This is a genomic window from Curtobacterium sp. VKM Ac-1376 (assembly GCF_015351025.1).
Lineage (GTDB): Bacteria > Actinomycetota > Actinomycetes > Actinomycetales > Microbacteriaceae > Curtobacterium.
The window spans coordinates 236,817-256,355 of the sequence record NZ_JADKRV010000001.1; the positions used below are offsets into that span (position 1 = coordinate 236,817).

The window sequence follows — 19,539 nt, forward strand, 5'->3', positions numbered from 1 at the left end:
GACGGCGCCGCCACGGGCCTCCCGGCCGTCACACCCCGTGCCCACCGCAGAAGCGACCGCGTGAGCGCTCCCGGCGGCTACTCCGCCTTCTGCAGCTGCCAGGGGTCGGGCTCCCGGTCGCCGTTCGGGCGCACAGGGCGCACGTCGCCGACGATCGGGATCGAGCGCTTCCGCATGAACCACACGTACCGGACGAAGAAGTGCGTCAGGGTCGACATCCGGTTGCCGGCGCCGAGCAGGCTCGTGATGTGCACGAACACCCACGCGAGCCACGCGATCGGGCCGACCATCGTGATCCCACCCCGCAGCTGAGCGACCGCGGCGTTCGTGCCGATCGTCGCCATCGTGCCCTTGTCGAAGTACTTGAAGCGCTCGGTGGCCTTGCCCTCGAGCAGGCGCACGATCTGCCGCGCCGAGTGTCGACCACCCTGCAGCGCCGGCTGTGCGAGCTGGGCGAGGGCGTCGTCCTGCGCGGCGATGTCGCCGGCGGAGAAGATCCGCTCCGCGCCCTTCACGCTGAGGTCGTCGTTCACCTGGATGCGGCCGCCGTGGGTCTGCGGGAGGCCCCAGCCGGCGACCTCCTTGTGCGCGGACACACCGGTCGCCCAGATGACCTGGGAGGCCGGGATGAACTCGCCCTCGGCGGTCATGACGCCGTCGCGCTTGACCTCGGAGACGCCGGTGTCGAGCCGGAGCACGACGCCGCGCTTCCGCAGGACCTTGGCGGCGTAGCGACGCAGGCGCGGTGCGAAGGGCTTGAGGAGCTCACCGCTCCGGTGCACCAGGGTGATCGAGATGTTGCCGCGCTCGATCTCCGGGTAGGCGCCGACGAGCGCCTGGTCGCGGAGTTCCGCGAGGGCGCCGGCCATCTCGACGCCGGTCGCACCGCCGCCGACGATCACGATGCGGATCTCGTCGGGACCCTGGTTCGCCGCCGCTTCTTCGAGGCGGGTGAACAGCTCGTCCCGGATCCGGAGGGCCTGCGAGCGGGAGTACATCGAGTACGCGTACTCGTAGGCGCCCGGGGTGCCGAAGTAGCTCGTGTTCACGCCGTTGGCGAGGATCAGGTAGTCGTAGTGCAGGTGCTCGCCGTCGGACATCTCGGCGATGCGCTCGTCGGTGCGGATGCCGGTGAGCAGGCCGTGCCGGAACTCCGCGTTCGACTGTCGGGCGCGGAGCGAACGCAGGAAGTAGGTCACGTCGCCGGCGTTCAGGCCGCCCGTCGCCACCTGGTACATGAGCGGCTGGAACATGTTGTAGACGTGGCGGTCGACCAGGGTGACCCGCACCGGAGCGTCGGCGAGTTCGCGCATGGCGGCGACCCCGGCGAATCCACCGCCGACGATGACGACGTGCGGGCGGGTGTCCTGGGTCATGCTTGCTCCGGTGTTCCTCGGCTGGCGGATGGTCACCATCGAGGGTACGCGCGGTTTCCCGTGTCGAATGACGGCCCCGCCCGCGGGCAGATCAGCTCCCGGTGCCGCTGTCGCTGCCGTCCGTGCTGCCACTGCCGTCGCTGCTGCCGGAGCCGTACCCGGGTGCCTGCCCGGTGCCGTTGCCCGGGAACTGGTTCGTGCCGCCGTTCGTGCCGGGCACCTGCGTCGTGGACTGCGACTGGTCGCCGCCGATCTCGTGTCCGATGGCGAAGCCGATCCCCCCGCCGATGAGGAGTGCCGCGAGTCCGACGATGGCCGCCAGGATCGGCCAGAACCACGGCGGCTTCGGCGCGTTGTTCCTCCGGTTCGTCGGGGCCGCGGCGCCGTACCAGGGGGTGGCGCCGTTCGGGGCGCCGGGGTTCCAGGCGCCGGTGTCTGCGCGGTACGGCTGCTGCTGGGCGGACGGGCCCGACGGGGTGCTGTGGTCGGGTGCGGGGGTCTCGAGGGTCGCCGTGGAGGTCGGCGTCGGGGCTGAACCCCAGCCGGCCGACGACGCTGCGTGGGGAGTCCGGGGGGAACCGTCCGGCTCGTGACCGTTCGTGGGAGTGGTGTCGCTCATGCCAGGAGTGCACACCGCTCGGCTATGGGCAGCCGATGACGAGGCTGACCCGGTGCTGCGAACCGCCGCGTAGCCTCGGATCGTGCGCGCCGAGGTGGAGACCGTCCTGATCGAGGGGTTGCCCGTCCGCCTGTACGCCATGGCGCCGGCGGGCCGGGTGCCCGACGACCCCGCGCCGATCGTGGTCTTCGTGCACGGCATCGGGATGTCCCACCGGTCCTTCGCCCGGTCCCAGCGTGCCCTCGCCGAGACCCACTCCACGATCAGCGTCGACCTGCCCGGGTTCGGGTGGCTCCGTGCCGCCGGACGACGACTGTCGATCGAGGAACTCGGCGACCTCGTCGTCCGGGCCGTCCGGTCGCGCGGCCACGACGACCTCGTGCTCATCGGGCAGTCCATGGGTGCGCAGGTCGTGGTCGAGGCTGCCCGTCGGCACCCTGACGCGGTGCGGTCGATCGTCCTCGTCGGACCGGTGGTCGTGGCGGAGCGGCGGTCCCTCGCCCTGCAGGCGTTCGACCTCGCCCGCGACGGGTTCGTCGAGCGCGTCCGCATGAACGCCGTGCTCGTCACCGACTACCTGCGGAGCATGCGGCAGTACACCCGCGAGCTCCGCCCGATGCTCCACTACCGGACGGAGGACACGATCGCCGAGGTCACGCAGCCGGTGCTCGTCGTCCGCGGGGCCCAGGACCCCATCGCCCGGCACGACTGGGCGGAGCGGCTCGCGAGCGCCGCGCCGATCGGTGCGTTCGTCGAGCTGGCGGGGCCGCACCACGTGCAGGAGCGTCAGCCGGCCGCCTTCGCCCGGCTCGTCGCCGATTTCGAGCGGACGCAGCCGGTCGAGGGCCCGCGATGACGGAGCCGACGACATCGGGGTCGGGGCCCGCGACGTCGCGGTCGGGCCCGGCCACGTCGGGGACGTCCGCGGCGCGCACGGCGCGAGCCGCGCCTCCCGACCGGGTCCCGCTGGCGCGACGCGCGTGGTGGGCCGCACTCGACTGGGGCTACGCGGCACGCTGGCAGGTGCGCAGCCTCGGCCCGACGACCGCCGACGACTACCGGACCGGCGACGGTCAGCCCGTCGTGGTGGTCCCCGGCGTCTACGAGACCTGGCACTTCATGCGGCCGCTGATGGACCCGCTGCACGACCGCGGGCACCCGGTGCACGTGCTGCCGGTCCTGCGGCACAACCTGCGTCCCGTGCCGGCGTCAGCACGGGACGTGATGGCGTACCTCGCGGAACGGGACCTGCGACGGGTGCTCGTGTTGGCACACAGCAAGGGTGGGCTCATCGGGAAGTACGCGATGACCCGGCTCGACGACCACGAGCGGATCGACCGGATGGTGGCGGTGTCGACGCCGTTCGCGGGTTCGGTCTACGCGCGGCTGGCGCCGGTGCCGCACCTGCGGGCGTTCCGCGCCGCGGATCCGGTGATCGCCGAGCTCGCACGGGAGCTCGACGCGAACGGGCGGATCACGTCGGTGTACGGGGTGTTCGACACGCTCATCCCGGAGGGCAGCGAGCTCACCGGCGCGACGAACGTGCAGCTGCCGGTCGGCGGGCACTTCCGGATCCTCGGTGACGCGCGGACGCGGTCAGCGGTGCTCGCGGCGGCGGACCCGCGCGGCGGCGCGGGGGGCGCTGGCGGGGGGTCCGGCGGTGTTTCGCGCTGAGCGACGGATCACGGGCTGGCGACGCCGAGAGGTCTCGCCCAGCGCGAGGTCCCGGCCGAGCACAGCCGTCAGCGGTCAGCGGTCGGCGACGCTCGCGCGCTCGACGATGCGGTGCGGGACCACGACGGTCTCGGGTGGTGCGTCGCGGTCGGCGATCCGCCGGGTGAGCAGGTCGAGCGCCGCCGTCGCGAAGGCCCGGCGGTCGAACGAAACGGTGCTGAGCGAGGGGATCGCGTACGCGGCCGCATCGACGTCGTCGAAGCCGATGACGCTCACCTGCTCGGGCACCCGGACGCCCCGGGCGGCGAGCACGTGCAGTACGCCGAACGCGATCGAGTCGGTGAACGCGAACACCGCGTCGGGCAGGGGGTGCTCGTCGAGCCACGCGGCGAAGGTCGTCGCCGCCGAACTCGTGGTCCACGACGGCAGCGGCACGCGCAAGGTCGGGTCGGGCGTGATGCCGGCCGCAGCGAGCCCGGCGGTGTGGCCGCGTTCCCGCAGCTCGCTCGTCGCCGTCGCAGCGCCGTCGAGGGACGCACCGACGATCGCGATCCGCCGGTGTCCGCGGGCGATCAGGTGGGCCGTGACCTGCTCGCCTGCCGCTCGGCTGTCGACGTGCACCTGGTCGACGTGCTCGGGCTCGACCTCGCCGATGACGACCGTCGGTGGCAGCCCCTCGGTCGAGGCCAGGACGCTGGCGCTGAGCGACACCGGGTTGAGGATCAGCCCGTCCACCAGGTGCGCCCGGGCCCGGGACACCAGTTCGCGCTCGCGGGCCGGGTCGCTGCCGGTCTGGTCGAGCTGCACCACCCAGCCGCGTTCGCGGGCGAGCTCCACGAACGACTGCGCGAGTTCGGCCGAGTAGGCGCTGCCCATCTCCGGCAGGGTCAGGGCGATCGCGCCGGACCGGCCGTTGCGCAGGCCACGGGCGGAGAGGTTCGGGACGTAGTCGAGTTCGGCGACGGCCTGTTCGACGCGTTCACGGGTCTCCGGGCGCACGACGACGCCGCCGTTGATGACGTTGGAGACGGTCTTCGGCGACACCCCGGCGAGGGCAGCCACGTCCCGCACGGTCGCGCGCATCGGGTCGAGCGTAGCGCGGGCAGGGAACAGCGAGCGTCGGACCCGGTTGCGGGCGCGCCGGGCAGGGTCGCCGCGTCACACCGCCGCGTGCACCGGAACCGTCCTGCCGGTCCCCACGGACTCCTGCGCGGCGAGCACGACGGACATTGTCCGCAGCCCGACCCCGACGTCCGGTTGCGGCTGGACACCGGACCGCACGGCAGCCAGGAAGGTGCGGAGCATCGGCAGGTCGTGGTCCGGGCCGTACCGCAGTTCGATCGGCCGGCCCCCGACGGCGTCGAGGCCACGAGCGGCTGCCCCGAAGAAGTCGACCGACACCGTGCCACCCGTCGCGGCGACGTCGAGCGTCAGCCCGCCCCAGGTCGGCGACGTGTCCGGCCGGCTCCAGGAGCAGTCGATCGCGGTGACCATGCCGTCGTCGTACGTCACCGTGACCAGCCCGGCGGTCTCGGCCCGAGCCCGGTCGGCGTGCAGGACCCGGTTCGCGACGGCGGTCACCGTCACGGGCACGGCACCGGTCAGTCCGTCGACCAGGTCAGCGACGTGTACGACGTGATCGACGAGTGCCCCGCCGCCGCTCAGTGCGGGATCGGTGAACCAGTCCCGGGTCAGCGGCAGCATCCCGTTGTTCGCGCCGCGCACCGAGAAGACCGTGCCGAGCGCCCCCGAGTCGCGGGCTGCACGCAACCGGTCGAACGCCGAGGCGAACCGCACCGGGAACGCCATCATGAGCAGCACACCGGCTCGCCGCACCGCATCACGGATGGCGAGGCCGTCCTCCCACGTCGTGGCGAGCGGCTTCTCGCAGAGCACGTGCACACCCGCGGCCGCGGACAGCTCCACGAACTCGCGGTGCCGGGCGTTCTCACTCGTCACGACCACGGCGTCCGGTCGCCACGCGAACAGCTCGTCGACCGAGTCCGCGTACCCGACGTCGAGTGCCGCCGCCAGGTCCGCGCCGCGGAGTTCGCCGAGCGTCGTGCCGGTCGACACCCCGCCGGGGTCCGTGCCCCGGACCTCGACGTCGGGCATCGCCGCGAGGGCGCCGAGGTAGCCGATGGCGTGCGTGTGGGCGAACGAGAGCACCCCGACCCGGAGCGTCATCGCTGCAGCTCCACCGGCTGGCCGGACTCGATCGATGCGATCGCGGCGTTGGCGATCCGGACCGCTGCGGCGCCGTCGGCCGCGGTGACCCGGGGCGGTGGGCCGCCGTCGAACGCCGCGACGAAGTCCGCGAGTTCGAGCGCGTAGGGGTCGTCGGCGGGGTCCACCGGCGGCAGGAACCCGTCCACCGCCGTCGGTGCGGCGAGGTCGCTGCGGGTGTCCTCCTCGGCGAGCGAGGAGTGCGACAGGCTGCCGAGCGTCCCCGTCACCGAGTACTCGGTGGAGAACGCGAGGTGCTGCGGCCCCCACAGGCCCGCGACGTGGCTGATCGCCCCGGATTCGTGCGTGAGCAGGACGTGCGCCGCCTCGACCGGCTCGGTCTCGGTGCCCGCTCGGACGCTCACGGCCGACACCCGGGTCACCCCGCCCGCCACCCAGCGTGCGATGTCGATGTCGTGGATCATCTGGTCCATCACGATCCCGCCCGACAGTGCGCGGTCGCCGAACCAGGGGACGCGGGTGGGGAAGGCGCCGGACCGTGAGAACCGCAGCACCGCCAGGTCGCCCAGGAGGCCCGTGGTCGCGGCTTCGTGCAGGCGCACGTACGCGGGGAACCAGCGCACCACGTGGGCCGGGTACAGCTGTACGCCCGCGTCCGCCGCGCGGGTCACCAGGTCTGCCGCGTCCGCGTCGGACCGGGCGAGGGGCTTCTCGGAGACGACGTCCTTGCCGGCCGCGATCGCGGCGCGGACGACCTCGGCGTGCACCGGGGTCGGCACGACGACGTCCACCAGGTCCACCCTGCTGAGCAGCTCGTCGAGGGTGTCGACGACGGTGATGGTGCTGCCCTCGGCGCGGGCGGTGTCGGCGAAGGCTGCGACGAGTTCGTGCGCGCCCTCCCGAGCGTGCACCACCACGTCACCCAGGCGGAGCAGTCCGGGCAGGTGCGCGACGGAGATGCCGCCCGCGCCGACGAGACCGATGCGTTTCCGGGCGAGGGGCTTCGACTGCGACGTCATGGGGTCAGCGTAGGAGATGCCGGGGGACCACGGGCGGGGTCAGCCGAGCCAGTCAGGGCCGGTGAACAGTTGCTCGAGCTCACGCAGCAGCCGGGTGGTGTGGAAGCCGTCGGCAGCGGCGTGGTTGACGTGCAGGGCCAGCGGCAGCAGCGTCCGGTCACCCGTGCTCCGGTACCGCCCGAGCGTGATGATCGGCAGCAGGTGGTCCCAGCCGTCCCGCACCTGCAACGAGAAGCCGGTGAACGATGCTCCCGGCAGGGTCGAGACGTCGAACACGTTGCTGGGGCGGTCGTCCTGCGGTGAACATCGGGTGGACTTGGTCCCACACGGCGGGGGAGCCGTCCTCGAGCAGCTGCATCCGGAACTCGGCGTGCCGGTTCACCACCGTCGCGATGGCCCAGAGCTGCGACGGGTAGGTCCGGCGGCCGGTCGCTCGGACGCGCTCGACGAATGCGGTGACGCCGAGCTCGACGGTCACCTCGTACGCGCACGGCACCCGGCGCCGGTAGTGCTCGAAGTGCTCCCGGCGGGGCCACTGGTCGACGTCGATCGCCCGGAGTTCGGTCATGGCTCCACCCTCGTGCGGGATCGCTTCCCTACGGTGGAGGCATGCCGACGCTCGAACGTGTTCCCGCCCTGGTCGCCACCGGATTCCTCGCCATCCCCGTCGCCGAAGCCCTCGTGGCACTGCCGAGCGCCGTGCTCACGAAGATCGAGGGTGCACCGATCGACGCCGACCTGGCCGACACCGCCACGTTCTCCGAGGCCTACGGGTACCCGCTGGCAGGCGGGGCGAACTGCATCGTCGTCGCGGGCAAGCGCGGCGACGAGGTCCGCTACGCCGCCTGCGTCGTCCTGGCGTCGACGAAGCTCGACGTCAACCGCGTCGTGAAGCAGCTGCTCGACGTCCGCAAGGCGAGCTTCGCCCCGATGGACCAGGCGGTCGAGCTGACCGGGATGGAGTACGGCGGCATCACACCGATCGGGCTGCCGTCGTCGTGGCCGATCTACATCGACGCCCGCGTGCTCGAAGCGCCCGAGGTCGTCATCGGCGCCGGACGTCGCGCCGCGAAGCTCTTCCTGCCCGGTGCAGCCCTCACCGCGCTGCCGAACGTGACGGTCGTCGAGGGACTGGCGACCGAGGCGGTCAGTCCGACGGCGTGACGAGGCAGAACGGGTGGCCGGCCGGGTCCAGGTAGACGCGGAACGTGTCCGTTCCCGAGCCCGTGCTGGTCGCACCGATCGCGAGCACCGCTGCCTCGCCGTCGTCGAGGTCGTCGACCTTCACGTCGAGGTGGCTCTGCTGCGGGACCGCCTGCCCTGGCCAATCCGGTGCGCGGTAGTCCGCGACCCGCTGGAACGCCAGGATGGGCCGACGGTCGGTGAACGGCAGGGCGATCTCCGTCCAGTCGTCTTCCTCGCCGTCGCCGTCGCCGTCGCCGTCGACGATCTCGCCGCCGAGCAGTTCCGCGTAGAAGCGGGCGAGCGCGCGGGGGTCCGGGCAGTCCAGGACGACGACGTCGAGTGTGCCGATCATGGACGACACCGTAGACCGATCAGCGCGCCGCGGCCAGGGCTTTCGTGATCCGCTGCAACGAGACGGTCTCGGCGGTCCCGAGTTCCTGCGCGAACAGGCTGAGGCGGAACTCCTCGAGCATCCACCGCGCGTGCACGAGCTCGGGGTGTGCGCCGACCGCGGGCGGGAACGAACCACCGGCATCGGTGTAACGATCGGTCGCGACGGTGACCTCGCGCATCCAGGTCGCATCGCGTCCCGGGTTCTGCAGGAGCTTCTGCACGCGGGCCTCGATCCCCTGCAGGTACACACGGATGCGCCGGAGTCGATCGAGTCCGGCGACGGCGACGAACCCCGGGAACACCAGGCGCTCCATCTGCTGCCGCATGTCGCTGAGGGCTGCCAGCAGGGACATCGAATTGGCCTGCTTGAGCGCTCGTTCGGCGGAGCGCTGGGCGGCGAGGACGGCCGCGACCTCGGACACCGCGGTGAACATGGTGTCGACGACGGTGCCGGAGACGGCGTCGCGAACGGACTCGAACTCCGCCTTCGTGAACACCAGCCCGTCCGGGTGCGCCCGACGGATGCCCGCGTCGACGACGGCAGCGAGGACGTCGTCGAACAGCGCGGCCGTCGACGGGTAGGGGCTGGCGGCGAGCGCGAGCTTCTCCTGCGCGGTCAGGTGCGACTGGATGTACGACACGGGTGAGGGCACCGCGTGCATCACGAGGCGACGGACCCCGGCGGGCATCCGGACCACCCGGTCGGACGGGGTGGCCAGGAGCTGCACGCCGACGGTCGCCTTCGGGCCGGTGCCCTCCTCGACCAGCGACGGGTACGCGCGGATGACCCCGCCGGCCTGCTTCGTGTCGAGCGTCTGCGGCAGGTCCTGGTCGGGCCAGGCGGTCAGACCGGACTGTTCCAGCGGACGACCGCCGCCGGCGGACGCGACGCGAGCCGCGCCTCCTGGCCGCCCGGCACCCTTCGCCGTGGCGGAGGCGACGCTCTGCTGGGTGCGGTCCTTGAGCTTGGTCTGCAGGGCCGGCAGGTCCTTGCCCGTCTCCACGCGCCGACCGCGCTCGTCGACGACGGCCCAGGTGGGCAGCAGGTGCGCGGGCACGCGGGACAGATCGAAGTCCGATTCGGAGACCGGCACGTAGGTCATGCGTTGGATGGTCTTGGCGAGCGTGGCACGGAACGACTCGGTCGGCTCGGTCGGGGCGTCGTCGGGCAGCTCGGCCACGATCTTCTCGGCCCAGTCGGCTGCGGGCACCACGTTCTTGCGGATCTGCTTCGGCAGCGACTTGATGAGCGCGGTGACGAGTTCCTTGCGGAGGCCGCGCACCTGCCAGTCGAAGCCCTCTTCACGCATGCGGGGGAGCAGCGCGAGGGGCACCTGCACGCTGACGCCGTCGTCCTGGGCGCCGGGCTCGAAGCGGTACTGGATGGCGAGCCGCTGGTCGCCGCTCCGCCACTGGGTCGGGTACTCGACGTCGTCCTCCGCGGCCTCGGCCGCGGATTCGTCCAGGAGGTCCGCCCTGCGCATCGTGAGCAGGTCCGGCTGGTCGCGGCGCGTCGTCCGCCACCACCCTTCGAAGTCACGGGTCGTCGCGACGTCGGCGGGGATGCGGGCGTCGTAGAACTCGTAGACGTTCTCGTCGTCGAGCAGGATGTCGCGGCGGCGCGTGCGCTCCTCGAGCTGCTCGAGTTCCTTGCGGAGCTTCCGGTTGGCGCGGTCGAAGGCCTGCTGGGCGTCCCACTCGCCCTCGACCAGGGCGTGCCGGATGAAGAGCTCGCGCGAGTGCTCCGGGTCGACCCGCGAGTACTGCACGCGGCGTCGCTGCACGATCGGGACGCCGAACAGGGTCACCCGCTCGTAGGCGACGACGGCGCCCTGCTTCTTTTCCCAGTGCGGCTCGCCGAAGGTGCGCTTGAGCAGGTCGCCGGCGAGCGGCTCCACCCAGGCGGGGTCGATCCGGCCGACGGTCCGGGCGAACAGCCGGCTCGTCTCGACGAGCTCGGCGGCCATCACGGCGTCGGGCTGCTTCTTCGCCAGGACACTGCCCGGGAACACCACGAACCGGGTGTTCCGCGAGCCGAGGTAGTCGCGCTTCTCGCGATCGCGCAGCCCGATCTGGCTGAGGAGCCCGGCGAGCAGCGCCCGGTGGACGGCGTCGCCGTCGTCGGAGCGGGCCTGGCCCACCCGCACGTCGACCTGCTTCGCGGCGCGGGAGAGCTGGCGGTACAGGTCCTGCCACTCGCGGATCCGCAGGTAGTTGAGGAACTCGGCCTTGCACAGGCGGCGGAACGCGCTCGACGAGAGCTCTTCCTGCTGGTCCTCGATGTGGTTCCAGAGGTTGAGCAGGGTGAGGAAGTCGCTCGTCGGGTCGGCGAACCGAGCGTGCAGCTGGTCGGCGTGTGCACGCTTCTCGAGGGGCCGCTCGCGAGGGTCCTGGATGCTCAGGGCACTGACGATCGCGATGACCTCACGCCCGACGCCCTGCCGTCCGGCCTCGAGCACCATGCGGCCGAGGCGCGGGTCGATCGGCAGGCGGGTCAGCTGCCGGCCGGACTTCGTGATCCGGCCGTCCTGGTCGACGGCTCGGAGTTCGCGGAGCAGGTCGAGGCCGTCCTTCACGCCGCGGCTGTCCGGCGGCTGCAGGAACGGGAACGACTCGATGTCGCCGAAGCCGAGCGAGATCATCTGCAGGATCACCGCGGCGAGGTTCGTGCGCAGGATCTCGGGATCGGTGTACTCCGGGCGTCGGCCGAAGTCGTCTTCCGAGTACAGCCGGATCGCGATGCCGGCGCTCGTGCGGCCCGCGCGACCGGAGCGCTGGCTCGCGCTGGCCTGCGAGATCGCCTCGATGGGCAGGCGCTGCACCTTCGCCCGCGGCGAGTAGCGGGAGACACGAGCGGTGCCGGTGTCGATGACGTACTTGATGCCGGGCACGGTCAGTGAGGTCTCGGCGACGTTCGTGGCGAGGACGACGCGACGGCGGATGCCCGGGGTGTTCCGGCGCTCGAAGACCCGGTGCTGGTCGGCGGCGGACAACCGGCCGTAGAGGGGCAGGACCTCGGTGCCCGGGTAGCGCTTGCCCTCGATCGCGTCCTGCGCGTCGCGGATCTCGTTCTCGCCGGACAGGAAGACGAGGACGTCGCCCGGGTCTTCCTGCGCCAGCTCGTCGAGGGCGTCGGTGATGCCCTGCATGGTGTCGCGGTCGTCGGCGGCGTTCCCGCTGTCCCCGGTACGGGAGTCCGACTCGTCGTCGGCGTCGTCGCCCTGGTCTTCGGCCACGAGTGGTCGGTAGCGGATCTCGACCGGGTAGGTGCGGCCGGACACCTCGATGATCGGGGCATCGCCGAAGTGCTTCGAGAAGGACTCCGGGTCGATCGTCGCACTCGTGATGATGAGCTTGAGATCGGGCCGGCGGGGAAGCAGCCGCTTCAGGTACCCGAGCAGGAAGTCGATCGTCAGCGAGCGCTCGTGCGCCTCGTCGATGATGATCGTGTCGTACCGCTTCAGGTCGCGGTCGAAGTGGATCTCGTTGAGCAGGATGCCGTCGGTCATCAGCTTCACGCGGGTTTCGGAGCTGACCTTGTCGGTGAAGCGGACCTGGTAGCCGACGAGCCCGCCGAGCTCACCGCCACCGAGCTCCTCGGCCACGCGCTCGGCGATGGTGCGTGCCGCGATCCGTCGCGGCTGGGTGTGCCCGATGTGCTCGCGACCGAGTTCGAGGCAGATCTTGGGCAGCTGCGTCGTCTTGCCCGAGCCGGTGGCCCCGGCGACGATGACGACCTGGTTGTCACGGATGGCAGCCGCGATGTCCTCCCGTCGCTGCGAGACCGGCAGTTCGGGCGGGTACGTGATGACGGGCAGCGGAGAAGACATGAGCATTCCAGGATACAGGGGTGTCGACCGGGACTGTCGTCAGTCGATCTGCTCGGCGAACACGTCGGGTGTCCGAGCGGGGAGATCGCACACCCGGTCGTGACAGACGTACGCAGCCGGGTCCAGCGCATCCCTCGCCTCGAAGAGCGAGAACCCGGCACCGGCCCAGGCGCGCGCCTGCCCCGGGGTGACGGTGGCGACGACGGTGCCGGGGCGTCGAGCCCCGGCCGCGAGGGCATGCATCGGGTCGTCCGGGTCGCTCGTCACGACGACGACCTGTCGCGACGGCCGCTGCAGGGCGAGCGCGACGCCGAGGGCATCCGCATGGCCGAGGGGGCGCTCGGTACCGGTGCGGGCGCGCTCCGCGACCAGCCGTGCCGCGGCGTACCGCAGGGTCTGGTCGCCGGTCACGGACGAGAGCGTCGTCGCGGCGGCCGCCAGTGCCGCGGTGCCGGAGCGCATCGCCGTCTGCGGCTGTTCCCCCGTGGCGGTCCCGGCGGCAGCGAGGACGGGATCGACGGGGAACCGCTCGGCGAGGCCGTCGTCGACGAGGGACCGGGCGGTCACGGCGTACGACACCTCGCCGGTGGCCAGGGCGAGTTCGAGCAGGCCCTCGGCCAGCAGCCCGATGTCCTCCACCGTTGCGGGAGCGGACGAGGCCCCGCGCGGGGTACTCGAGCGGACGGTCACATGGCCGTCCTGCACGTGGGCGGCGAGCACCGCGTCGGCGGCGCCACGGGCCAGCGCGACGAGCTCGGGGTCGCCGTGACGGGCACCGGCGATCGCGAGGCCCCGGATCGCCAGGCCGTTCCACCCCGTCAGCACCTGGTCGTCGAGCGGCGGCGGGTCGAGCTGTGCGCGTTCGGCGATCGGTCGGCGGTACCACTCGCCCTCGACCCGGCGGCCGTCGATGGTCGATTCGCTGTCCTGCGCCGCGACGAACGCGCCGTCGTCCCGCCGCAGCGTGTTCCGCAGGAAGTCCGCGACACCGCGGGCCTGCTCGGACCCGGCGACCGCGAGCAACCCCGCGTTGTCGTACAGCATGCGCTCGTAGTGCGGCACGCTCCAATCGCGCTGGGTGGCGTACCGGAAGACGCCGCCGTCGGCGTCGGTCAGCTCGGACCCGCGGATCGCGTGCAGCGATCGGTCGAGCAGCCCGTCGGCCTCGGCATCGCCGTCGGCCGCCGTATCGGCCAGGAACTCCAGCAACGGTGTGCTCGGGAACTTCGGCGCGCCTCCGAAACCCCCGTAGGTGGTGTCCTCGGCACGGGACAGCTGGTTGACGACCGCACGGATCGCGTCGACGGACGGGAGGCCCTGATCTGCTCCGGCACCGCCGTCACCCGAACGTGCGGTCGCGTCCGCCTCGGCACCCTGCCGGATCGCCGCCGCGATCGCCGCCGCGTTCGCGTCCACCTCGTGCCGCCGCTCGGTCCAGGCGTCGAGCACCGCCGCCAGGATCTGCCGGAACGCCGGCACCTGTCCCACCGGGAAGGGCGGGAAGTACGTGCCCGCGAAGAACACGTGGCCCTCCGGCGTCAGGAACGTCGTCAGCGGCCAACCCAGCTGCTGCGTGAAGGCGCTCGCCGAGGCCATCAGGCTGGCGTCGACATCCGGTCGTTCTTCACGGTCGACCTTCACCGACACGAAGTCTCGGCGGAGCAGCTCTCCGATCTCCGGGTCCGCGAAGCTCTCCCGCGCCATGACGTGGCACCAGTGGCACGTGGCGTACCCGACCGAGACCATGACGGGAACGCCCCGCTCACGAGCCTCGGCGAAGGCCGCCGGACCCCACTCGCGCCAGTCCACCGGGTTGTCAGCGTGCAGACGCAGGTAGGGACTCACCGCGGTGCCGAGTCGGTTGTCGTTCATGGGTCCAGCGTGCCCGCCGGCGACTGGGCGGACCACCGTGCAGGGCGATCTGTGGACGGACCCGCGCTGTGCACATGCGCGGCGCGACGATCAGCGGGTGAGCCAGCCCGTCAGGGACGCCAGGTGCGCGGCGACCTGGGCGGGGGCCCGGTCGTCGGTGTCCACCCGGGTGACCGCGTCCGTGGTGGCCGAGTCGAGCCTCCCGGCCGTCCGTGTGCTGTGCGCGAGCTGCGCCTGCGGGACGGCGCCACCCGCCCGCCGGGCCAGCCGCTCGGCGGTGGTGCCGTCCGTGGCGCGGAGCAGGACGGCGGAGACCAGTGGGCGGTCGCCCATCGCAGCCGCCAGACGCTCGTGTTCCAGTACGGACACGGTGTTCGTGAAGACCAAGCGGTGGTGTCCGAGCTCCCGGTAGGCGCTCCACATCGCGGCGAGGTTCCGCTCGGCCAGGCGCGCCTCAGGGTGTTCGAGGTGTGGGGCGGGGTGGGCGAGGTCGAGCAGGTCGCCCTCGATCACCGCGTGCCGGACATCCGCGGCGACGAGCAGGTCGTGCAGCGCTTCGGCCGCCGTCGACTTGCCCACCCCGGAACGTCCGCCGATGAACAGGACCTCGGACCGCGGCACGTCAGCCCAAACCGAGGGAGAGGAGTGCGAGTGCCGCGTCCTCGGGGCCGTAGTCGAACATGCGGTCCCAGAACGGGTCGTCGGCCCATGGGACGTCGCCGTCGGCAGGCACGGCGTGGGCGGTCTCGACCAGCCAGTCGAGTTCCGGCGTGACGGCGGTCACGAACTCCGGCGGCTGCCACCCGAGTGCCCGGGCCGCGGTGGTGTCGAGCACGAAGGGCGACGGCGACGACCAGGGCGTGCCGCCGACGAAGGCTGGGGCGTCCTCGTCGAGCAGGACCTCATCGAACCGGTGGTCCAGGTGCGCGCCGATCGCCCGGACGATCTCGAGCACGGTCGGGGCAGAGGCGTCCGCGACGTTGAGGATCCGTCGGTCGGGGGAGTCCGCGACCAGGCGCACGAGCGATCCGATGCCGCTCGCCGCGGTCGTGTGGTCGACGCCGCGGCCGTGGTCGGCGAGGAGCACACGCTCCCGGCCGTCGAGCACGCGCCGGACGACGAACCACTCGCGGGGGCGCCCGATGCCGACGCCGTACACCTTCGACGGGCGGAGCACGGTGACCGGGGCGCCGTGGTCGAGGAGGACCTGCTCGGCGGCGACCTTCGCGGCACCGTAGCCGTCGCGGCTCGTCGGGTCACCGTCGCCAGCGGTCACCGTCGGCTGGGTCTCGGTGACCGCGCCACCGAACACCGGCTTGTCGAGCGAGTTCGCGTGCCGGCCCTGCTCGTCGGTGTAGACCGCCTTGGACGACACGAACACGGTCGAGCCGACGTCGTCGAGGAACGGCAGGAGCTGCTGGGCGTCGTCCCGGGTCACGCCGACGGTGTCGACGAGCAGGTCGGCGCCGGGGCGGAGCAGGTCGCGCAGGACGGTGCGGTCGCGTCGGTCGCCAGCCAGGAAGGTCGCACCGGCGGCGGTCAGCGAGTCGGCGACGGGCCCGCCGGTCCGTGCCACCAGGTCGACCTGCCAGTCGTCGCCGCCGCGGCCCGAGGCGTCGAGGAGTTCGCGAGCGACCGCCGAGCCGATCCCGCCGGTGCCGCCGAGGATGACCGCGCGTCTGGTGCTCATGGTGCAACGGTAGTGCGGTCCGTCGGCCAGCGCGGCCCGGTCCCCCGGGCAGCGCGGCGCGTCAGGAGGCCAGCTGCTCGTGTCGCCACCAGTCGGCCAGCGAGCCGTCGTAGACCTTCACCCGGTCGTGACCGAGCACCGTGAGTGCGAGGGCGTCGACGCATGCCGCGCTGCCCACACCGCAGTACGTCACGATCTCGCCGGCACCGATCACCGCGGCGAACGCCCGTTCGAGGTCAGATCCGCGCAGGTACGCGTTCGTGTCGGGGTTCACCAGGGTGTCCGCCGTGATCGGGGTGCTGCCCGGCACGATGGGTGGGTGGTCGTCGCCGAGGGTGGCCCAGGGCGCGGCGAACACCAGGGACGCGGGTTCCTCGCCCGTGACGGCGCGCAGGACGCGGTCGTGGTCGGCCCACAGCGCGCGCTCTTCGCCGGCCAGGAACGCACCGGCGCCGGGGTCGGACGGGGCAGCGGGCGTGCGGAGTGCGCCGACACGGACCGGCCGCCCCTCGTCGCGCCACTTCGTGAAGCCGCCGTCGAGCACCGCGACCGAGTCGAAGCCGAACGAGCGGAAGATCCACCACAGGCGTGCCGACCACTCGCCGACACTGTCGTCGTAGACCACCACGGTCGAGGTGTTCGTCACCCCGAGCTCGGCGGCGGCGGCTTCGAAGCGTTCGGCGCCGGGACGGGTGAACGGGACGTGGGACCCGGGCTCGGAGAAAGCCGTGATCAGGTCCGCGTAACGGGCGCCGGGGACGTGCCCGTGCTGTTCGTAGGCGTCCTGCGCGGCGTGCCAGGTCGTCTGGAGACCGGTCCCCGCCGTGTGCACCGAGGCGTCGAGGACGACGAGCTCGTCAGCACCGAGGTGGTCTGCGAGCCACTGCGTCGACACGAGCGGCGAGGTCAGGACGGGGGCCATGCCGGCCACCATAATCCGCGCCCCTGACGTGGGCCAGAGTGGTGGACACACGGCGCAACCGGGCGCGGGGGCGGTGCATGCGTGGGCAGTGATCGACGAGGCACCAGTCGTTCGACGAGTGGTCGGTCGGAACATGCACGTGCAACGAGTGCGTGCGCATTCATCGACGATGCACGCGTCGTTCGACAGGTGGATCGTCGCGAAACGGGTGTTCGGCGCACGCGCCCGCCGCACGTGCCCGGCGCACGCGCCCGCCGCACGTGCCCGGCGCACGCGCCCGGCGCACGCGCCCGCCGCACGCACGTCGGCCCGCCCCGGCGAACCGGGACGGGCCGTCGTGCGGGCGGCCGCGTCAGTGCGCCGCGGCGGGGATGCTCCCGGTCGTGGCGGAACCGGCGGCAGCGAGCCGCTCGACCCGCACCGACTGTCGGTTGATGAGCAGGCCGCCGGCGAGGGCGACGAGCACGAGCACACCGGCGGAGATGCCGAACGCCGCGTGGTACCCGTCGAGCACGGCCTGCGCCTGCTGCAGCTTCGTCGGAGCGGCGGACAACCCGGACAGGCTGTTCGCCACGACGTCGGCGAAGATCGTCGACAGCAGCGCGGTGCCGATCGAGCCACCGATCTGCTGCATGGTGTTGACCGTCGCCGAGGCGACACCGGCGTCTGACCGGGCGACCCCGGTCGTCGCGGTGTTCATCGCGGACGAGAAGATCGTGCCCATGCCCAGTCCGATCACGATCAACGCCGGCATCACGGTGCCCGCGTACGAGCTGTCGAGGTCGGTGCGGAGCAGCAGGAGGAGCCCCACCGCGGCGACCAGACCGCCGGCGAAGATGAGCACCTTCGGGCCGACGCGCGGCAGCAGGCGGCCACCGATCTGCGTCGCCGAGATCATGATCGAGAGCGGCATCGGCAGGAACGCGAGACCGGTCTGCAGCGAGCTGAACCCGAGGGTCTGCTCGAGGTAGTAGGTCAGGAACAGGAAGATGCCGAACATGCCGATCGCGACCAGGCCGATGGCGATGAACGAGCCGCCGCGGTCGCGGTCCAGCACGACGCGGAGGGGCAGCAGCGGGTGTGCGACGCGGGTCTCGATGAACACGAAGGCGGCGATGAGCACCACGCCGCCGGCGAGCATCGCGATGGTGACGGGGGAGTCCCAGCCGTCGGTCTCGGCGTTCGAGAAGCCGTAGACGACCCCGACCAGGCCGAGCGTGATGGTGATGACCCCGAGCACGTCGATGCGCGGACGCTCGACCTTCGGCGGCTTCTCCATGAAGACGAGCGCGCCGATCACGCCGAGCACGGCGAAGACGACGTTGACGTAGAGGCACCAGCGCCACGAGGCGTACTCGGTCAGCACGCCGCCGAGGAGCAGACCGATGGCCGCACCCGAGCCGGCGATGGACCCGAAGATGCCGAACGCACGACCGCGCTCCTTCGGGTCGCGGAACGTCGTGGTCAGCATGCCGAGCGCGGACGGGGCGAGCAGCGCGCCGAAGACGCCCTGCAGCGCGCGGGCCGCGACGAGCAGACCGAACGAGTCGGCGAGGCCACCGAGCACCGAGGCGACCGCGAAGCCGACGAGCCCGATGATGAAGGTGTTCTTCCGGCCGAACAGATCGCCGAGACGACCGCCGAGCAGCAGGAGCGAGCCGAACGCCAGCGAGTACGCGGTGACGATCCACTGCCGCTGGTCGGTGCCGAAGTCCAGGTCGGCCTGGGCGGAGGGCAGTGCGATGTTCACGATGGTGGCGTCGAGCACCACCATCAGCTGCGCGAGGGCGATGACCGCCAGGGCGATCCAGCGGTGGTTGCGCTTGGCGGGGGTGGTGCCCGGAGTCGTGGGTGCTGCCCCGGTGGGGGTCGGCACGGTGTGTTCTGCCGTCACGGCAGCCTCCTTCGAGAAGGTTGGAGGGGAAGGTGGAGCACGCGCCGTCGGGCACTCCGGAGAGCGGGTGGAGCAAACGGATGCACGGCATCCGCTTGCGGCCAGTGTAGACCGAAACGGAAGGGCCGCATCCACTTATTCCCAGAAAGTTCAACTACCGTCTGACGCGTGAGCACCACCGAGTCCGCGTCCGACCTCGAGCGACCGCTGCGCGCCGACGCGGCACGCAACCGCGAGCTGATCCTGCAGACGGCGCGCAAGTGCTTCGCCGAGCGCGGGCTCTCGGTGACGCTGAACGACATCGCGCACGAAGCCGGGGTCGGTGTCGGCACCGTCTACCGCCGGTTCGCCGACAAGGACTCCCTGATCGAGGCGCTGCTCGCCACCAAGTTCGAGGCCATGAACGACGCTGCCGCGCGAGCCGCCGACGTGTCCGACCCGCGCGAGGCGCTCCGGGTCTACCTGATGGGTGTCTTCGAGTTCCGCGCCCGTGACCGCGCCCTCGCCGACGCGATCGTGCGTGCCGGAAAGTCGCGCCCGTCGATCGTGCACGAGCGCGACCGGCTCGAACACCAGGTCGCCGCGATCATCGCCAGGGCCGAGGCTGCCGGAGTCGTCCGCACCGGGTTCGACTACCGGGACCTCCCGATGCTCACGGCGATGGTCGGAGCCGTCTCGGACGCCACCCGCGAGCACGACCCGAATGCCTGGCGTCGGTACGCCGAGCTCCTGATCCAGGGCGTCCTGCCCGGCTCCGACGACACCGAGCCGATGCTCGGGGGCCCGCTGGACCGCGAGTCGATCGAGCGCGCGCTGCACGCGCAGTCCTGATCACTGACGGGAGGCCCGTGGCGGCGCCGCCACGGGCCTCCCGTCCG

The 19,539-nt window shown here is 72.0% G+C and carries 16 protein-coding genes and 1 pseudogene; 4 read left to right on the forward strand and 13 right to left on the reverse strand.

The window, feature by feature from the left end:
- Positions 1–77 precede the first annotated feature (77 nt).
- Both ITJ56_RS01140 and ITJ56_RS01145 read right to left on the reverse strand, forming a co-directional pair.
- On the reverse strand, positions 78–1,376 hold the full coding sequence (locus ITJ56_RS01140) for an NAD(P)/FAD-dependent oxidoreductase (RefSeq protein ID WP_194626623.1): 1,299 nt from the start codon (positions 1,374–1,376) through the stop codon (positions 78–80).
- Positions 1,377–1,467: 91 nt separating this feature from the next.
- Positions 1,468–1,995 carry a hypothetical protein gene (locus ITJ56_RS01145; RefSeq protein ID WP_194626625.1) on the reverse strand — a complete coding sequence of 176 codons (528 nt, stop codon included), beginning with the start codon at positions 1,993–1,995 and terminating at the stop codon, positions 1,468–1,470.
- 82 nt (positions 1,996–2,077) lie between these two features.
- Between ITJ56_RS01145 and ITJ56_RS01150 the strand changes: the two genes are divergently transcribed.
- Together ITJ56_RS01150 and ITJ56_RS01155 are read left to right on the forward strand one after the other, a co-directional pair.
- Complete coding sequence (locus ITJ56_RS01150; protein WP_194626634.1) at positions 2,078–2,851, forward strand: alpha/beta fold hydrolase; 774 nt, start codon at positions 2,078–2,080, stop codon at positions 2,849–2,851.
- On the forward strand, positions 2,848–3,669 hold the full coding sequence (locus tag ITJ56_RS01155; RefSeq protein ID WP_228516899.1) for an esterase/lipase family protein: 822 nt from the start codon (positions 2,848–2,850) through the stop codon (positions 3,667–3,669). The genes ITJ56_RS01150 and ITJ56_RS01155 overlap by 4 nt, the downstream gene beginning before the upstream one ends.
- Before the next feature lie 75 nt (positions 3,670–3,744).
- On the opposite strand, the gene ITJ56_RS01160 is transcribed toward ITJ56_RS01155, so the two are convergent.
- From ITJ56_RS01160 to ITJ56_RS01175, 4 genes and pseudogenes are all read right to left on the reverse strand, one after another.
- Positions 3,745–4,752, reverse strand: a complete 1,008-nt coding sequence (locus ITJ56_RS01160) for a LacI family DNA-binding transcriptional regulator (RefSeq protein ID WP_194626642.1) — start codon at positions 4,750–4,752, stop codon at positions 3,745–3,747.
- Positions 4,753–4,827: 75 nt separating this feature from the next.
- Positions 4,828–5,856, reverse strand: a complete 1,029-nt coding sequence (locus ITJ56_RS01165) for a Gfo/Idh/MocA family protein (RefSeq protein WP_194626644.1) — start codon at positions 5,854–5,856, stop codon at positions 4,828–4,830.
- Positions 5,853–6,875 carry a Gfo/Idh/MocA family protein gene (locus ITJ56_RS01170; protein WP_194626646.1) on the reverse strand — a complete coding sequence of 341 codons (1,023 nt, stop codon included), beginning with the start codon at positions 6,873–6,875 and terminating at the stop codon, positions 5,853–5,855. Before ITJ56_RS01170 ends, ITJ56_RS01165 begins: the two co-directional genes overlap by 4 nt.
- A gap of 39 nt (positions 6,876–6,914) precedes the next feature.
- A pseudogene (locus tag ITJ56_RS01175) lies at positions 6,915–7,443 on the reverse strand (CatA-like O-acetyltransferase).
- 41 nt (positions 7,444–7,484) lie between these two features.
- On the opposite strand from ITJ56_RS01175, the gene ITJ56_RS01180 reads away from it, so the two are divergent.
- Positions 7,485–8,039 (forward strand): YbaK/EbsC family protein, encoded by a 555-nt coding sequence (locus tag ITJ56_RS01180; protein WP_194626648.1) that lies wholly within the window; start codon positions 7,485–7,487, stop codon positions 8,037–8,039.
- Here the strand turns inward: ITJ56_RS01180 and ITJ56_RS01185 are convergent.
- The 7 genes from ITJ56_RS01185 to ITJ56_RS01215 all read right to left on the reverse strand — a co-directional run bounded on the left by ITJ56_RS01185 (position 8,023) and on the right by ITJ56_RS01215 (position 18,661).
- A complete protein-coding gene (locus ITJ56_RS01185; RefSeq protein ID WP_194626650.1) occupies positions 8,023–8,412 on the reverse strand; it encodes a VOC family protein in 390 nt (129 codons plus the stop codon). The two genes, ITJ56_RS01180 and ITJ56_RS01185, sit on opposite strands and share 17 nt — an antisense overlap.
- A gap of 19 nt (positions 8,413–8,431) precedes the next feature.
- Entirely contained in the window at positions 8,432–12,283 is a 3,852-nt protein-coding gene (gene hrpA / locus ITJ56_RS01190) for an ATP-dependent RNA helicase HrpA (RefSeq protein ID WP_194626660.1), read from the reverse strand.
- A gap of 39 nt (positions 12,284–12,322) precedes the next feature.
- On the reverse strand, positions 12,323–14,155 hold the full coding sequence (locus ITJ56_RS01195; RefSeq protein ID WP_194626662.1) for a thioredoxin domain-containing protein: 1,833 nt from the start codon (positions 14,153–14,155) through the stop codon (positions 12,323–12,325).
- 90 nt (positions 14,156–14,245) lie between these two features.
- A complete protein-coding gene (locus ITJ56_RS01200; protein WP_194626664.1) occupies positions 14,246–14,776 on the reverse strand; it encodes an AAA family ATPase in 531 nt (176 codons plus the stop codon).
- Between the two features lies 1 nt (position 14,777).
- Positions 14,778–15,845, reverse strand: a complete 1,068-nt coding sequence (locus ITJ56_RS01205) for an NAD-dependent epimerase/dehydratase family protein (RefSeq protein ID WP_194626666.1) — start codon at positions 15,843–15,845, stop codon at positions 14,778–14,780.
- Positions 15,846–15,906: 61 nt separating this feature from the next.
- Positions 15,907–16,767 carry a sulfurtransferase gene (locus tag ITJ56_RS01210; protein WP_194626668.1) on the reverse strand — a complete coding sequence of 287 codons (861 nt, stop codon included), beginning with the start codon at positions 16,765–16,767 and terminating at the stop codon, positions 15,907–15,909.
- A 352-nt stretch (positions 16,768–17,119) separates the two neighbouring features.
- Positions 17,120–18,661: an MFS transporter gene (locus ITJ56_RS01215; RefSeq protein WP_194626670.1), complete on the reverse strand. Its 1,542-nt coding sequence runs from the start codon at positions 18,659–18,661 to the stop codon at positions 17,120–17,122.
- Between the two features lie 168 nt (positions 18,662–18,829).
- On the opposite strand from ITJ56_RS01215, the gene ITJ56_RS01220 reads away from it, so the two are divergent.
- A complete protein-coding gene (locus tag ITJ56_RS01220; RefSeq protein WP_194626672.1) occupies positions 18,830–19,492 on the forward strand; it encodes a TetR/AcrR family transcriptional regulator in 663 nt (220 codons plus the stop codon).
- Positions 19,493–19,539: the final 47 nt, after the last annotated feature.

Bases quoted from the DNA above. Each gene is read 5' to 3' on its own strand.
- ITJ56_RS01140 (WP_194626623.1), bottom strand. From the start codon at position 1,376: ATGACCCAGGACACCCGCCCGCACGTCGTCATCGTCGGCGGTGGATTC.
- ITJ56_RS01145 (WP_194626625.1), bottom strand. From the start codon at position 1,995: ATGAGCGACACCACTCCCACGAACGGTCACGAGCCGGACGGTTCCCCC.
- ITJ56_RS01155 (WP_228516899.1), top strand. From the start codon at position 2,848: ATGACGGAGCCGACGACATCGGGGTCGGGGCCCGCGACGTCGCGGTCG.
- ITJ56_RS01160 (WP_194626642.1), bottom strand. From the start codon at position 4,752: ATGCGCGCGACCGTGCGGGACGTGGCTGCCCTCGCCGGGGTGTCGCCG.
- ITJ56_RS01165 (WP_194626644.1), bottom strand. From the start codon at position 5,856: ATGACGCTCCGGGTCGGGGTGCTCTCGTTCGCCCACACGCACGCCATC.
- ITJ56_RS01170 (WP_194626646.1), bottom strand. From the start codon at position 6,875: ATGACGTCGCAGTCGAAGCCCCTCGCCCGGAAACGCATCGGTCTCGTC.
- ITJ56_RS01180 (WP_194626648.1), top strand. From the start codon at position 7,485: ATGCCGACGCTCGAACGTGTTCCCGCCCTGGTCGCCACCGGATTCCTC.
- ITJ56_RS01185 (WP_194626650.1), bottom strand. From the start codon at position 8,412: ATGATCGGCACACTCGACGTCGTCGTCCTGGACTGCCCGGACCCCCGC.
- hrpA (WP_194626660.1), bottom strand. From the start codon at position 12,283: ATGTCTTCTCCGCTGCCCGTCATCACGTACCCGCCCGAACTGCCGGTC.
- ITJ56_RS01195 (WP_194626662.1), bottom strand. From the start codon at position 14,155: ATGAACGACAACCGACTCGGCACCGCGGTGAGTCCCTACCTGCGTCTG.
- ITJ56_RS01205 (WP_194626666.1), bottom strand. From the start codon at position 15,845: ATGAGCACCAGACGCGCGGTCATCCTCGGCGGCACCGGCGGGATCGGC.
- ITJ56_RS01210 (WP_194626668.1), bottom strand. From the start codon at position 16,767: ATGGCCCCCGTCCTGACCTCGCCGCTCGTGTCGACGCAGTGGCTCGCA.